The sequence below is a fragment of the Kordia sp. genome (assembly GCF_022447245.1).
GTDB lineage: Bacteria > Bacteroidota > Bacteroidia > Flavobacteriales > Flavobacteriaceae > Kordia.
The window spans coordinates 120,448-136,186 of record NZ_JAKVBC010000008.1 but is presented as its reverse complement, the minus strand read 5'-3'; the positions used below and the strand labels follow the sequence as shown (position 1 = coordinate 136,186).

Below are 15,739 nucleotides of genomic sequence, written 5' to 3'. Positions count from 1 at the left end.
ATTTATATAATTGATTTTCAAATATATAAATTGTAAAAAATAATTTTCTCTTTAATTTGTAAATCTTAAAGACTTATTTTAATTACACACTTCTTATCTTTTAAAACTCTTAGCTTTTTGTCATTTTAATCATGATTAATTAAAAATCAAAAATCATGAAAAAACAACAGTTTAAAAGTTAAATCATACCTAGAATTTGATTTTTTTATGTTTGACAGCTGTTTTTACAGACCAGACTGATCGGGACTTGCCTACTGTTGTTTGTAAAAATGGTCCTTGTTGTTGAATTGAAGAATCTGATTTATCTGACAGTAGCTAAAAATAATCCTATAAAAATTACGTCTATCAATATTAACTAGCTTTTTTTATATGTATTACCTCCTTAAGAATTAAGGCTACACCGTAAATAACTGATTATAAAATAATTTATATTTGATTTCATAGAAACTTAATATTTTTACGATGAAAAAAAAGAACTTAAAAGCTCTTAAATTAAACAAAGCGTTTATTTCAAATCTACATCCTCTTTTACTAAAAGGTGGAGTACATAACGATGAGCCTCGAAAAACAACATGTAAGACTTTTGATAATTTTGATACCTGTAAATGGGTTTGTCACACTCGAAACACTTTCGATCTGGTCTGTTATGAAGCCACGTTCTCTACCAGAAAAGGATAAAATGGAAGTAGACTTTAGTTTATTATTTTACTCCTTACATTAGTATTTTTGAAAGTTAAAAATTTGTATCTTTAGAAGAACCGATTAAATACCACTAAAGCTATGAATTCTCAAACCATAATATGCTACTTATGTTTGCTAAGTTGCTGGTTTTCTTACGCACAATTATTAGATGATGTCGCCAATGATTCTCTGGTAAAATATCCTGAATATTTTGCGATTCAACAATTCAAAGAAAACATTTACATTCACACTGATAAAGACATTTACGAACCTGGTGAAGATGTTTGGTTTAAAACCTATTTACTAAATGGAAATACACTAAAACTCTCTACCAAGACGAAGATTATTTTTGTTGAATTAACAAAACTACATTCAGATGGCAACACAAACATCCTAAGAGAAAAATATGAAGCTGCCAATGGTTTTGCTAATGGACATCTGTTTTTAGAAGAAACCATAGAAACTGGACGTTATCGCATAACCGTTCATACCAAAAATACTGTAGAAAGTTCTTCAAGAAAATTACTCGCTGTAAAGGAAATTCAAATCAAAGAAAGTGTCATTCCTACAATGTTAATAGATGCTGAGTTTTCCGAAAGAGAATATGACCGCACTGAAGACATTGCTGCTGAAATTGCTGTGTTTTCAAGAGGAAGAGCTCCATACGTAAATGCAACTGTGATAGCACAGTTATATAACGGATCAAAAAGATTAGCGCGAACGCGTACTAAAACAAATGAAGAAGGAATTGTTACTATTAATTTTCCTGCTGAAAAAAGCAACAAAGCCAAGTTTATCAAACTTCGTGTAAAATATAAAAAACAAGAAGTAATACATCGTATTGAAATTCCTTTTAAAAGTATCAGCGAGATTCAATTTGGCATGTATCCAGAAGGTGGAAATTTAGTAGAAAACTTGCCAAACACTGTCGCTTTTAAAGCTTTAGATCCAAGTGGAAGACCAGTCCCTGTAAAAGGTTTTTTGTATGAAAACGGAAAAAAAATACAATCTTTCTCAGCTATACACAACGGAATGGGAAAGTTTAGTTTTAATCCACAAACCAATCAATCTTATACAGTACAACTCACAGAACCTAAAATAGATAGTATTTTTCAATTACCTCAAATTTTACCAGAAGGCATTAAATTACAAGTAGACCGAAGTTCTAAAAAGAGCATACATTTTAGCATTACGAAGTCAGTTACTATTCCGAATCAGAAAGTATATATACGAGCACAAAACCGTGGATTGGTCTATTGGATGGCGACAGCTTCTTTGGAAAAAGAACGCGTTCGTTTTAAATTGCCTCTAAACAAATTCCCGCAAGGAATTGCAGAAGTTACCATTTTTAATGAGTACTTTCAACCATTAGCAGAACGATTGGTGTATACAAATTTAGATCAAAAACTGAATATAACCCTCAAAGAAATCTCTCGGAGTTCATTCACACAAAAAGACAAAGTTACTATGAAATTTGAGGTGAAAGATCAAGATAAAAATCCTGCCATTGCCAATTTTAGCATGAGTGTACACGATCATTTATATACAAACAAAACTAATGATTATGCGCTACTTCCGCATTATTATATTTTTTCCGAATTGAAAGGGCATGTGTATGATGCAGGATATTATTTTGATCCAAAAAATAAAAAAAGAGCACAGCATTTAGATGTATTATTATTGACCCATGGTTGGCGCAATTACGTCTGGAATAAAAAGCAGTTAAAAAACTATCGAAGTACTGTAAATTTTAATCCTTTCATTAAAGGAAAAGTCTATAAAATACTTAAAAATGGGGCATTAACAAATATTCCAGAAGCTACTATCAATGTTTCATATCCAACATATACTGAAGGAATAAAAGCTGATAGGAAAGCAACCTTTGAACTTCCACTTTCAGCATATAAACAAGCCCAAGGCTCCGAAATAGTTTTTATTCCTTTTGAAGACGATAAAGCAATTATTAAAATTGATGATCCTTTTAAAAGTATAAAAGATATAACGAAAAAATGCACGCATATTTTTCCTGAAAATAACATTGTTATTCACAAAAAAAAGCAATCCTCTTACAACACCGAATTTAGCTTTACAGAAACTAATTTTTTGGATGAAGTAAACTTAGATTCTTTTAATGGACGCAATAGGAATCGTGGTAGTAGAGGAAGATATGGAGACAATCATGGAGATTACGTATGTCAGTATAACATCTTAAATTGTAGAAATCATCCAGATGGACGGATACCTAAAGAAGGCACGACCTATCGTCTTAATGATGGAAGCTATGTTACCTATATAGCACCAAAAAAAGACGGAGAAAATCCTGCTAATGAACAATTTATCAAAGTTCGCGGAATCTATCCTGAGAAAGAATTTTACAGTCCACAATACGATAAAAATCCTGATGAAGCCTTATTTCCTGATAATAGGAAAACACTGTTTTGGGCGCCTAATTTAGTTTCTGATGAAAATGGTATTATTGAAGTTAGTTTCTATACTTCGGATGTACAAACCACTTTTTTAGGGAAGCTTGAAGGAACTAACGGAAACGGATTGCTAGGCAGTACGCTATTTCAGTTTGATGTGAATTGAGTATGAGTTACTTTTTATTTGCAATGGCTTGTAATGCTTGGTCTTTTGTCAAAAAATAGGGAATTACCGGATGGTATTTCCATCTATTGTAAACCTCTTTGCTATATTCGTATTCATTCATTTCGGATGTAGATAACATTTTACCATTTTTCTGTGCAAATTGTATTTCATCCATTATTTTTTTGCTTTTGTAGCATATTTATTGCCATAGATATACAATGTTTTTTTTTGAACAAATTCTTCAAGAACTTCATCCAAGCAATATGAAAAACTTCCATTTCTGAGATCAAACAGTACAGGTTCATTATCTGGAAGATTTTCTAAAAAAGTTAGTAATTCTTGTTGATCTTCTCTACAACCTCTGATTGAGCCCCAAATTCGATATTCAAGTGGATTATCAGCTGCTTTTTTAATTCTTAAACCATACGCAAAATAATCTTGAATATTTTCTACTCCTGAAATGCCTTCATAATCATCAATAGATGTGTATGCCAACTCAAAAAATGGTTCTAATAGCTTATATTCAATAGTGGCTTCTCTTCTATTTGTTATGTTACTTGATAAAGAAATGGAATCATTCTTTGTATTTATTTTTTTAAACCCAAATCCGATACCATCAAGTACAGGCTTGTAATTTTCTATTGTTTCGTTGAATTCATTAGATTCTATTGATCTTAAAAAATGTTGTAATACTTCGTCATCAATTGGAAACGTTTTTTGATAATGAACGATTAGAGTATCTTTTTGATGAATTACATACGTATCATCTTCTGTTTTTTCTTCAACATTATAATGATCTTGATACGTGTATTGCTCGAGTGTTTTCTTTTCTAGATCAATTGTAAACTTGGTAGGATGTAAAAACGATGGATAAAAGTGAACCTCAACCGTTTCTAGCTTGGTATTCGTAGTACAGGAAAGTAAACTTCCTATCAAAAAAAGTATCAGCAGTTTTCTCAAGCGCTTTTGGGTTTTATTTTTTATGTTCTATGATTCTATTGATATAATCAAGCAATTCAGCTTTATCTACTATATCAATTTTTGTTTGGTGGAGTAAATCAAATTACGCAAATGTATCAACATCCATGTTTCCAGTAAAATGTAAAAACTCAACCTCTGCAATAAAATTATCAAGTATGTATTTCATGATACTCAGCTCTTTGCAACATGGTTTCATCACGTGCGATAAGTTTTCTTCGTTCTTCCGCAGATAAATCGATTGTCAAATACGTTGCATCTACCGCTATTTGCGATTGTAAATCTGCTTTTACAGTTCCTTTCCCATTGCAATAAGTACAAGAACCGGAATCCATTTCAATTCTTTGTCAAGACGTTTGATATCTTACCGATCTACATGTCCTTTTCCTAAACATCTTGGACATTGTGTTTTATCTTTGTTAAAAGGCTTTCCAAAAAAACTCATCTTTTCAATTTTTAAGTGCGTCTCCTAAATTCTTATGTTAATCTTCAATTTTAAACTGTGTATCTGTATTAGAAGTAGTATCCTCTTCAAATTCTGCCGCAAGTGCATCGCGTTGAAAAGCATGGTAACGCTTTCGCTGATATTTTAAATACCCAATATCGCCTTCTACAATTTGATCAAATTCGAGTTCATCCACCGTAAATGTGTGCCGTTCTAAGGTGTCTAAATCTTCAAAAATTACTTTAAATACATTCCTTGAAAAGTTTTTATTCCGCTTACGTCTTTGCACTCTTTTTTCCATAACTCTTACAGGAATTTCAAGTATAGGAGCTTTATTGTTCTGTATGCTTTCATTAACATTCTTGAAAACAGAAAAAGCAACAGATACAACTATTACTATGATCATAATTACAAAAATTGCATCGAACTGTGTATTTTCCATGGAGTATTGATATTTGGTTATTGAAAATTGTACTACTATTCCATTCTAAATTGAAAATTATTTGTTGATGAAGTACTATCTTCAAATTCAGCTGCACTTTCATCTCGTTCAAAAAAATGATAACGCTTTCTTTGATAAGTTAAATAACCGATATCATCTTCTATAATTTTATCAAACTTTGATTCATTCACAGTAAATGTATGCCGAATTCCATTCTGTGAATGCTCAAAAGTAATTTTGTACGTATGCCAAGTTGAAGATTAATTGTCTCTATTAGTACTTGTACTCGTTATAACACGTTTTTCAACAACAACGACAGGAATTCGAAGTATTGGAGCTTTATCATTCTTTTTCTTTTCAATTATTCCTTTGTATAAGGTATGAATTATGAAACCTAAAATCAGAAAGGAAAAAAGAAAAAAAATTGCGTCCATAAAATATTAGTGAAGTTTTAGTTAGTTAATTTTTCATTCAATAAGACATTTTTTCTTGCTAAATGTTACATTATATATAAAAAACTTACGATGGAGCTTCAGTTACAATCCTTGTTTCTGACGCACTTGGTACACGACCAAATAGTTTTTCTTTCCAGTTGTTCCATTTGTATTTTTTTGCAAAAATGATCAAAATGATTGGATACATAATCAAAATTGGAATCAAAATCTGAAAAAACGATGTAGTACTTTCTTGAGTTTCTACATATTTAAACAAAGAATCTGTTCGTAAGGCAGAATATTCGGCAGTTGCTAATGTTGCAGCTAGAAAATTATTGGCAAAATGAAATCCTAATGCCAATTCCAAACCTTCATCCATTAAGGTCATGATTCCTAAAAGCAAGCCTGTTCCTACATAGAATATCATGGTAATTCCTCCCATAGTTGCTACTTCAGGATTTGCGGAATGTAACAACCCAAACGAAACTGATGTAAGAATTAAAGGAAACCATCTATTTTTTGCGATGATTCCCAGTTGTTGCATAAAATATCCTCTGAATAGATATTCTTCAAAACCTATTTGAAAAGGAAAAAGCAGCAAACTCAATATAATTAAAATAAAGAAACTCACTGGTTTAAAGTCCAATACAACCATTCCTGGATATAGATAACATTCTACAGCAAAAGCAGCAATTCCTATGAACAAAACCAATCCAAAGGAGAATGCTATACGCTTTAAATCAACTTTGTTACGCGCTGTGGTTAGAGATATTAAACTTCTTTTGTGCAAATAAATTACCAAACCGAAAAGCATCAGTAAGAGAAATACAAAAAAGGATAAGTTTGCCACGAACCAAAAGTTTTTGCTAGAAACTTGTTGGTACATTTGTTCCATTTCTTTTGCAGTGTCAACATCTCCAAATAATACATAAATGATGTTAGCCACAAAAATGGCAAGCATCAATATGCTAGTGAGAATTACTTTCCAATTGGCGTTATCGCCTTTGTACGCTTGTTGTATAAACATGTTTTTGTTTTTATAAATATGGTACGTTCCACGACATTTCAGGAGCGTAACGCAATGTACCGTTTTGTATGTGTAGTGGTGAATCAAAATTGTTGGTATATAAACCTCCAGTTCCCAATCCTTGTGGCAAGTTACTTTGTAAGCTATATGTCCATTGTGCAATAGCATTTAAGCCAATATTGCTTTCCAATGCACTTGTAATCCACCAATCGATATTGTGCTGAGCTGCCAATGAAACCCATTCGCTACTTCCTGCATAACCGCCAACTAAACTTGGTTTTAAGATAATAAATTGTGGCTGAATGACTTCAATGAGCTTTTTCTTTTCTGCTAATTGAAAGACACCGATCAATTCTTCGTCCAACGCAATTGGTAAGGGTGTGATTTCGCAAAGTTTTGCCATTTCTTCCCGTTGTCCTTGTTTGATAGGTTGTTCTATGGAATGTAAATCCAATTCCGATAAACGTTTCAGCTTTTCTAAGGCGTTAGTTGGCGTAAAAGCTCCGTTAGCATCTACGCGTAATTCAATATCATTGACGGAATATTCTTTTCGAATACTTTGCAAGAGTTTGAATTCTGTTTCAAAATCAATCGCGCCTATCTTCATTTTGATACAGGTAAAACCTGCTGCCAATTTTTCTTTGATTTGCGACTTCATAAATACCTCATCTCCCATCCAAATAAGACCATTGATATCAATCGCTTCTTTGCCTTGGGTAAATGCAGATGGATGCAGTAAATATGGTGATGTTGAACGCAATGAACGAAACGCTTGTTCTACACCAAATTGAATTGATGGAAATGCTAGTAACGCCTGTAATAATGCTTCTTCTCCTAGTGTAATATTTTCGCAAGTCCAACGCAATTTTTCTTCATAATCTGACACATCATCAATACTTAGACCTCGTAAAATACCGCACTCTCCTATTCCATGTTTTTCATCAGAAACAATATGAATAAACCATGTTTCTTTTTGTTTCAATACACCACGAGACGTACCGCTTGGGCGTTTAAAATCTAAAATATGTTTGTGATAGGTTGCTTTCATTTGGGATTCATAAACTTCTTAGATCATTAGACTTCTTAGACTTTTTGATTATGGTTTTGTTTTGAACACGTATATTTCGACTCCGCTCAATCTACTGTTGGCTAAATCTTCTTTAATTGAATACTCAGTATACTGAACGGAGTCAAAGTATACTAAACATTCAAAGATTCTCCTATTCCAAGTAAAATTAGTTCTTTGTGTCTATCTGAAAATTTTTGTTTTGCTTCTGCTTGATCAATTGCAATTGGAGGAAAAGAATCGTAATGATATCCCAAAACAATATCGCATTCTACAAAATCACTTGCCATAATAGCATCATCAACGCCCATTGTAAACGTATCTCCGATTGGTAAAATAGCTAGATCTAATTTTGTTTGCATCGGAATCAACTTCATATCGTAAGTTAATGCAGTATCTCCAGCGATGTAAATTGATTTTCCATTGGCTGTCAGAACAAATCCGCCTGGTTGTCCGCCATACGAACCATCTGGAAACGATGATGTATGAATAGCATTTACATACTTTACTGAAAATGTATCTGTTTTGTAGGTTCCGCCATGATTCATAGCAAATGTTTTAAAACTTTATCCGCCATAATGCATTGCTATTTCATAATTAGAAACAATCGTTGTTCCTAGATTATTTTTAGCAATTGCTTCTACATCTAATATATGATCTTGGTGGGCATGGGTTATCAAAATATAATCTGCTTTCAAGCTATTTATGTCAATATCTGAGGCTAATGGATTTCCTGTGATAAAAGGGTCGACAATGATAGAAGTTTCGTCAAATTGAATATGTAACGAAGCATGTCCTAAATACGTTATTTTCATTTTTTTTGTTTTTAGTTGAGTATTGAGAATAATATTGCGTAAAGAAAAGTACTCAAGGCAACTTTCTTTAATTCTGGATCTAATTCTTTTTGAATGATATTTTTACCCACTACAATCATGTTCATGATTAAAGGTACAAAAGCGATTAAGAATATATAATTCTTATAGGAATGGTTTCCTTGTAGATTCACATAAACCAAAGAACAGGCCAAAGCACCAATAATTAATGTATAGTGATAGCGTTTTGCATTCTGACTTCCTATTTTTACAACCAAGGTTTTTTTTCCATGAAATTTGTCTTTGATACGATCGCGCATGTTATTTAGGTTCAATACGGCTGCGCTTAATAATCCAATAGCAGTCGCTGGCAAGAAAATGTCAAAATTCAATGATTTCGTATACAAAAAATAGCTTCCAACTACACTGAGCCAGCCAAAAAATAGAAATACAAAGATATCTCCTAAACCTGAATACCCGTAAGCGCTTTTTCCAACTGTATATTTAACAGCAGCTATAATTGAGGATATTCCTAAAAATAAAAAGAGAATGGAATAGCTAAAGTTTTCACTTCCAAAAGCTACATAAATAACCCCTAATGCTAAGATTAGCGTGATAATCGCCGTAAGAATCATGGCATTTTTCATTTGCTTAGGCGAAATAATTCCCAAAGCTACCATACGTTGCTCTCCTTCCCTATCATCGTCCGTTCCGCGAATTCCATCACCGTAATCATTCGCAAAGTTTGAAAGCACTTGAAAACCTACAGTAGTCAATATGCATAACCAAAACAGTAATGATTGCCATACAAATGGACAGCCGAAACAACAATTAAAGACTCCAGGCTCATTTAATAAACTGTACTCATTTCCTAACGAACAACCTACAATAACTCCTGAGATTGATAAAGGTAAGGTTCGTAATCGAGCGGCTGCTAGCCATGCTTTTACCATGTATAATTAATTTTTGTAAAGATAACTTTTAAAAAGTATATGAAAAACTCTTGGTATTGTTTTTGCGATAGTTTGAATCATAATATTCTATTAATTTTTTATGTGCAATTCTGAGTTTTACTTACATTGCAGCAAGTTTTACTCGATAATCGAGATGTAACCATTTTGAGGCTTGCCTCATTTGTTTACAGGATAGCATATAAATGTCTTTTGGGTTTACTCCAAGGTAGTTAACTTTTAAGTTTATGAAATTAGCATTTCGAATCTTTTTATTCTTCTTCGTAGTGAGTTTTACTCATGCACAAGAACCGCAAATATGGAACACCTATCAAGCCAAGCAAGAGCAAGGCGTGAGTTCTACTAATTTGCGAATGGATTTGATAGAAAAAGCTCCTATCAATGGATATGACTTCCTTTTTTATATAAAAATAAAGTATAGAGTAACGAAAGAAAGTGACTTTCCTATTGGGAATAAATTAAAGAAGTTATACAGAATCAAAGATGAAATATACGATAAGATGCAATCAGTTTCTGAGAGCTATTATGTAGGGTCATTTATGTATGATGGCAGTCGCTTTGAGTATTATTATGTAAAAGACGCTTCTGATATTGAACGTCACATTGACAAATTATTTAGAAATAAGTTTCGTGGCGAAAAATATGAAGTCTATGTAAAGTCGGATCCTGCATGGGATTTGTACGTCAACTTTTTGTATCCAAATGACGAAATCAGAAACTTTATGTCCAATCGTGATACCGTGATTCAATTAAAAAATGCTGGAGACGATGTTGTAAAACCAAGAAAAATTGAGCATTATGCTACATTTTCAACGATCAATGAAATGAATTTATTTGCAGATGCTGTTGAAAAACTTTCCTATACGGTAGCGTACAAAAAGATAATCAAAAACGATAAATTTCCACACGAAGTCAAATTTTATCGTGATAATTCAGTAACCTTAGATAATACCATGAAATTCACAACAGAACTTATCAATCTTGCCAAAGAAATGAATGGAAATTATGATGGTTGGGAAACCTTCGTAGTGAAGAAAAAGAAATAGATTTTCACTTCTACTTCACTCATTGTGAAGCATATTATTTTAGACTTATTATTAGATTATTAGACACGCTAGTGTTAGATTCGCCATCGCTGTTAGAGCGCACATTAGCGCTTTTAGCTTTACCTTTGGGACGCTTTACTTTTTGTATGTTGGTATTTTTCTTTGAATCATAGAATAGTATCTTTCTTTGATAGTAGAAATAATTAAAGACCTATCCAAATCCAAACCTTCTATTTTGTCTATCTGATTAAATTCTTTCAAATGCTTAGTTCCCCAAACACTTATATCTACAAGTAAAGATGCCAGTTCAATCATCTTATCAGAAAGAATATAAATATTTTCCTTTTTGTTATTTGCTAATTTTTGCTTAGTTACTAAACCATAAGAAGTAAGCAATTTTAAACGAGCGGACAGAATACTTGGAGCAATCTGCTCGTCTGATGCTGAAAATTCCTTAAAAGTCATTTTATGATGTAACAGCATGTCTCGTACAATAAGTAGAGACCATTTATCACCCACAACATCTAATGTAGAAGCAATTGGGCAACCAGAACGGAAATTATTTTTCATTTATTACTATCATTTCAATAGCAATTATTATTTTTGCTATTATTTTAATAGCAAAAATAAAAAAATCGAATGACAACACAGAAAAGGTTAACCAAAATCAATTTATATGATAAGCTTAATGCAGCTTTTGTGAGTATTATTACACCAGAAATGTCTGAGCTGAATAAAATTAGAAAACAAAATGCTTACTCAAAGCAACCTACCTTAGCACAACCGTTTGATATGCCGTTGGAATTTATTTCTATTAATGGTGTAAATATACGAATGGCAAAATCTTTGATGGGAGCTGAAAGCAAAGAAATCATTGTATTGTTATCTGCCTTTCCGCATAGTATTATTGCTTATTCACCAATTTGGGAAGCATTAAAAAAAGAATATAATCTTTATGCTTATGATTTACCAGGATTCGGAGCAAGTGAAACAAAATCTGAATACATGTCGTTTGATTTCCAAGGCAATTTCTTGAACTCATTTTTAAGTCATTTTGATATTAAGAAATCTCATGTAGTTGCCCCTGATGTAGGTATGGCAAGTGCTTTATCTTATGTTATTAACCATCAAAATAACATAAAATCTTTGATGATTGGCGATGGCCCTGCTGCTTTGCCTACTTCCGAACCTAGTATCATGAAAAAAATGGTACATTCTGGGTTTTGGAGAACTATGTTTATAATTGCTGGAAGTGGTGCATTAATTGAATCTGCTAAGAATTTAGGTAATGTACAATATGTTCCTAATAAATATGAAATATCAGACTATAAAAAGTCATATAAAGGAAAAGTAGCAAATGCTATGAAATGGTTCAAAAAGTATCCTGAAGCTTTGAAGGATATTTACAAAAACCTAAAGAATATACAAATCCCTACAAAAGTATTTTGGGGCGAATACGAAGCTATTTTACATAAAGAAAATGGCATCAATTTAAATGATAGAATGCCTAATAGCGAACTTGAAATATTTGAAAATTGTGGACATTTTGTCTATCAAGATGATTATCCTAGGTTTATCCGTTTGATACAATCTTGGGTTGAAAAGCACAAATAGAACAGTGCTTAACAAGTCATAAATTTAATAGCAACTAATCCCTTTTGTAAGGGCAAATTTTAAATTAAAAATATATCAAAGATTAAAATCGCAATCCAACACCCATATTGACCGTGTGAATGTTTTCGTTATATCGGTTTCCAGAAGTATTTCCATCTAAATCTAACTTGATAAAATCAGCAGAAACCTCAACAAAAAATGTTCCCGTAAGATCATACGCTGCGCCAAATCCCCAGTTGATACCACTTTGTGAATCTGTAAATCGATCACCATTTAGTTGAAAAGAAGCATCAGTATCAACAAAAATCAAATTGCCATTTGCTGCATCTACAGAAGTTGTAAAAACGCTATAGCCAACTGAAACATACGGTTTGAATTGTGGTAGACTGTTCAAGTTGAATTCTCCGATAAGTTTTGGTTTCAACACAAAAGCATGGCCATTAATATTGTCTATAAAGTTATAATTGAAATAATCTACAGAAAATGCCAGTTTTGCAGAAATGAGTTCAGTATCCGCAAATTGATATCTAAAATCCAACCCTACCAAACCATCGTAGGCAAATACCATAAAGTTATCTCCCGTAGATAATGGATAATGCAATCCGAGTTCAAATTTACGATCTGTATTTTGCCCAATTCCCATATAGAAACAAAGCAAAAACAAAGAAACAGCAAGCTTTTTCATTTTATAAGTCGATTAGTATATACACTACAAACGCAGGTATTCAGAAAATATTGAAAAATCTAAATTACTTAAGATATAATCCTCTCAACATAAGAATAATAAATCAAAGATAAGAAGCTTTTATTTAGGTCAAACAAAAGCACTAATACCTAAATTAAGGAATCCACTTTTTCTCAAAGTTCGGCTTGCGTTTTTCTAAGAATGCATCACGTCCTTCTTTGGCTTCGTCTGTCATATATGCTAAACGTGTCGCTTCTCCTGCAAATACTTGCTGTCCCACCATTCCATCATCTGTTAAATTCATGGCGAACTTCAACATTTTTATAGAAGTTGGCGATTTTGCCAAAATTTCTTGTGCCCATTCAAAAGCAGTATCTTCCAATTCGTCATGCGGAATGACAGCATTGACCATACCCATTTCGTATGCTTCTTGTGCCGAGTAGTTTCTTCCCAAGAAAAAGATTTCACGTGCTTTTTTCTGTCCTACCATTTTAGCCAAATAAGCAGAACCATAACCTGCATCAAAACTTGTAACATCCGCATCTGTTTGCTTAAAGATTGCATGTTCTTTACTTGCCAACGTTAAATCGCAAACTACATGCAAACTGTGTCCACCACCAACTGCCCAACCTGGCACTACGCAAATAACTGCTTTTGGCATAAAACGAATCAAACGTTGTACTTCTAAAATATTCAATCTATGGTAACCATCTTGTCCGACATACCCTTGATGTCCACGTGCTTTTTGATCGCCTCCACTACAGAAAGAATACACACCATCTTTTGACGATGGACCTTCTGCCGAAAGCAAAACAACACCAATATTTACATCTTCATGTGCATCTTTAAAAGCATCTAACAGTTCGCTAGTAGTATGTGGTCTAAATGCATTTCTAACATCAGGTCTGTTAAAAGCGATTCTTGCTACACCATCTGCTTTTTTATAGGTAATATCATCGTACTCTTTTGCCGTTTTCCAATCTGGTTTACTCATATTTTTACTATTTTGCGTAAAAATAATTCATTTTATACAGTTAGCAAGAATTTAGCTGTTCAAATTCTTGCTCGTAAATACTAAAATTTCTCATGAAAAAAATACTATTATCTGCTTTTTTAAGCTGTTTCGCATTCGTGGCATTTGCACAAGATTATCAATTCAAAACTACTGTTGACTTGGAAGCAACACCTGTAATCAGTCAAGGGCGTACTGGAACTTGTTGGAGTTTTTCGGCTTCTTCTTTTATAGAATCTGAAATTATACGATTGACAGGAAAGCAGATTAATATTTCAGAAATGTTTAACGTACGTAATACCTATCCGAAAAAAGCATGGAATTATGTAATGCGACAAGGGAAAGCGCAATTTAGTGAAGGTGGTTTGGCGCATGATGTTATGAATGCCGTAAAATCACATGGTTTGGTTCCGAACAGTGCGTATTCTGGTTTACAAATTTTACAAGAAACGCATAACCATGCTGAAATGGTATCAGTTTTAAAGGCAATGTTAAATGCATACATCAAAAATCCTGGAAAAAAACTATCATTGAACTGGAAACGTGCTATTGAAAGTGTTTTGGATATTTATTTAGGAGAACGTCCAGCTTCTTTTGTGTATGATGGAAAAACATATACGCCACAATCTTTCTTAGCGATGACAAAGATTAATCCTGATGATTATGTGACTTTAACTTCATTTACGCATCAACCATATTACAAACCATTTATTTTAAATATTCCTGATAATTTTTCTAATGGAAGTTTCTACAATATTACGTTAGATGAATTAGTAGCTACTACTAAAAATGCTTTAAAAACTGGATATACTGTAGAATTAGATTGTGATGTATCGGAACCTACATTTTCAGCAAAATATGGAATTGCAATCGTTCCTGAGGAAGCTGTAAGTAAAAGTGATTTTTCAGCAAAAGTGAGAAAAGAAAAGTCAATTTCAGAAAGATATCGCCAACAAGAATTTGAAAATTACACTACTACAGACGATCACTTAATGCATATTACTGGTTTAACAACAGATCAAAACGGAAACGAGTATTTTCGTGTAAAAAATTCTTGGGGAAGCAATACGGCACGTGTACCTAATGATGGACACATAAACATGAGTGAAGCTTTTTTTAGATTGAAAACAATCTCTGTAATGGTACACAAAGACTCGTTACCAAAAGCATTGCGTAAAAAATTAGGGCTGTAACGTTTTGTATAGGTTTTATACGAATATAGTATGAAATCTAAAAAAAGAATTCAACACAAACCACATCTTACAATATCCAATATTGGGAAAACTCGATTTTGGACTGGGATTTTTTTCGGTATATGTTATGCCTTCATATTTTATAGTTTTGTTTTTTGTTTTTTAGAAATCATCAACCTTATTCGTGTAGCTTTATCTTTTGATATTCCACTTCAATCAATAGAAGCATTAGCATTTGAGCATACATTGTCGCTAGCAATTTCTGTTGCTATGGGAAATCATGCAATGGTGCGTTATTGGATGATGCAACCTACATTTAATTTTCATAAAACACGAAAACAAATTGCACTTCGCGTTTCCAATTATTCATTATTTATAGAATTTTTATGTTGGTATATGCTGATGGAATATTTACGACATTTAATTTCAAGTCATGCATTAATTGGTTCACTTATATATGAATATCATGGAATCTTTTTATATGCGATTCCAATCTATTTATTTTTAAATTCTTGGACTAAACTTATTCGCTATTTTAGAGCGCAGAAATGGCAATCAATAGCGCTAGTGATTAGTTTGTTTTGTGTTTTATCACTTAGTTTTATCAATGTTTCTAATTTCCGTTATAGCGAAATTAATTTTGAGAAAATTTACAAAAAAGACCTGCTATATTTAAACAATGAAATTGCTCTTGCAAAAAAAACTATGGAATTGTATATACTGATAAAACTATTGTAACGTTAA

The 15,739-nt window shown here is 32.5% G+C and carries 15 protein-coding genes and 2 pseudogenes; 5 read left to right on the top strand and 12 right to left on the bottom strand.

Annotated elements, in window-relative coordinates; genetic code table 11:
- The first annotated feature begins 780 nt into the window (after positions 1–780).
- Entirely contained in the window at positions 781–3,270 is a 2,490-nt protein-coding gene (locus MK119_RS07680) for an MG2 domain-containing protein (protein WP_290672580.1), read from the top strand.
- Between the two features lie 7 nt (positions 3,271–3,277).
- Here the strand turns inward: MK119_RS07680 and MK119_RS07675 are convergent, their stop codons facing one another.
- From MK119_RS07675 to menA, 9 genes and pseudogenes are all read right to left on the bottom strand, one after another.
- Positions 3,278–3,445, bottom strand: coding sequence for a hypothetical protein (locus MK119_RS07675; RefSeq protein ID WP_290672577.1), 168 nt, complete (start codon positions 3,443–3,445; stop codon positions 3,278–3,280).
- Positions 3,445–4,230, bottom strand: coding sequence for a hypothetical protein (locus MK119_RS07670; RefSeq protein ID WP_290672574.1), 786 nt, complete (start codon positions 4,228–4,230; stop codon positions 3,445–3,447). Before MK119_RS07670 ends, MK119_RS07675 begins: the two co-directional genes overlap by 1 nt.
- Before the next feature lie 170 nt (positions 4,231–4,400).
- Complete coding sequence (locus MK119_RS07665) at positions 4,401–4,583, bottom strand: hypothetical protein (RefSeq protein ID WP_290672571.1); 183 nt, start codon at positions 4,581–4,583, stop codon at positions 4,401–4,403.
- A 147-nt stretch (positions 4,584–4,730) separates the two neighbouring features.
- The gene (locus MK119_RS07660; RefSeq protein ID WP_290672568.1) at positions 4,731–5,135 is read right to left on the bottom strand and encodes a DUF2500 family protein; all 405 of its coding nucleotides are present in this window, start codon (positions 5,133–5,135) and stop codon (positions 4,731–4,733) included.
- 35 nt (positions 5,136–5,170) lie between these two features.
- Positions 5,171–5,380: pseudogene (locus MK119_RS24255) on the bottom strand (DUF2500 family protein); the annotation flags it as partial.
- Positions 5,381–5,654: 274 nt separating this feature from the next.
- Positions 5,655–6,596: a CPBP family intramembrane glutamic endopeptidase gene (locus MK119_RS07655; RefSeq protein WP_290672565.1), complete on the bottom strand. Its 942-nt coding sequence runs from the start codon at positions 6,594–6,596 to the stop codon at positions 5,655–5,657.
- Between the two features lie 10 nt (positions 6,597–6,606).
- A complete protein-coding gene (locus MK119_RS07650; protein WP_290672562.1) occupies positions 6,607–7,644 on the bottom strand; it encodes an o-succinylbenzoate synthase in 1,038 nt (345 codons plus the stop codon).
- A gap of 152 nt (positions 7,645–7,796) precedes the next feature.
- Positions 7,797–8,477: pseudogene (locus tag MK119_RS07645) on the bottom strand (metal-dependent hydrolase).
- Positions 8,478–8,488: 11 nt separating this feature from the next.
- Positions 8,489–9,427, bottom strand: a complete 939-nt coding sequence (menA, locus tag MK119_RS07640; RefSeq protein ID WP_290672559.1) for a 1,4-dihydroxy-2-naphthoate octaprenyltransferase — start codon at positions 9,425–9,427, stop codon at positions 8,489–8,491.
- A gap of 245 nt (positions 9,428–9,672) precedes the next feature.
- On the opposite strand from menA, the gene MK119_RS07635 reads away from it, so the two are divergent.
- Positions 9,673–10,491: a DUF695 domain-containing protein gene (locus MK119_RS07635; protein WP_290672556.1), complete on the top strand. Its 819-nt coding sequence runs from the start codon at positions 9,673–9,675 to the stop codon at positions 10,489–10,491.
- A 135-nt stretch (positions 10,492–10,626) separates the two neighbouring features.
- Here the strand turns inward: MK119_RS07635 and MK119_RS07630 are convergent, their stop codons facing one another.
- Positions 10,627–11,061: a helix-turn-helix domain-containing protein gene (locus MK119_RS07630; protein WP_290672553.1), complete on the bottom strand. Its 435-nt coding sequence runs from the start codon at positions 11,059–11,061 to the stop codon at positions 10,627–10,629.
- 69 nt (positions 11,062–11,130) lie between these two features.
- On the opposite strand from MK119_RS07630, the gene MK119_RS07625 reads away from it, so the two are divergent.
- Complete coding sequence (locus MK119_RS07625; RefSeq protein WP_290672550.1) at positions 11,131–12,105, top strand: alpha/beta hydrolase; 975 nt, start codon at positions 11,131–11,133, stop codon at positions 12,103–12,105.
- 82 nt (positions 12,106–12,187) lie between these two features.
- Here the strand turns inward: MK119_RS07625 and MK119_RS07620 are convergent, their stop codons facing one another.
- Together MK119_RS07620 and MK119_RS07615 are read right to left on the bottom strand one after the other, a co-directional pair.
- Positions 12,188–12,790, bottom strand: coding sequence for an outer membrane beta-barrel protein (locus MK119_RS07620; RefSeq protein ID WP_290672547.1), 603 nt, complete (start codon positions 12,788–12,790; stop codon positions 12,188–12,190).
- 154 nt (positions 12,791–12,944) lie between these two features.
- Complete coding sequence (locus MK119_RS07615) at positions 12,945–13,784, bottom strand: 1,4-dihydroxy-2-naphthoyl-CoA synthase (protein WP_290672544.1); 840 nt, start codon at positions 13,782–13,784, stop codon at positions 12,945–12,947.
- 92 nt (positions 13,785–13,876) lie between these two features.
- Here MK119_RS07615 and MK119_RS07610 point away from each other — a divergent pair, with 92 nt between their 5' ends.
- Both MK119_RS07610 and MK119_RS07605 read left to right on the top strand, forming a co-directional pair.
- Positions 13,877–14,995: a C1 family peptidase gene (locus tag MK119_RS07610; RefSeq protein WP_290672541.1), complete on the top strand. Its 1,119-nt coding sequence runs from the start codon at positions 13,877–13,879 to the stop codon at positions 14,993–14,995.
- Between the two features lie 30 nt (positions 14,996–15,025).
- Complete coding sequence (locus MK119_RS07605; protein ID WP_290672538.1) at positions 15,026–15,733, top strand: hypothetical protein; 708 nt, start codon at positions 15,026–15,028, stop codon at positions 15,731–15,733.
- The last annotated feature ends 6 nt before the right edge of the window (positions 15,734–15,739 follow it).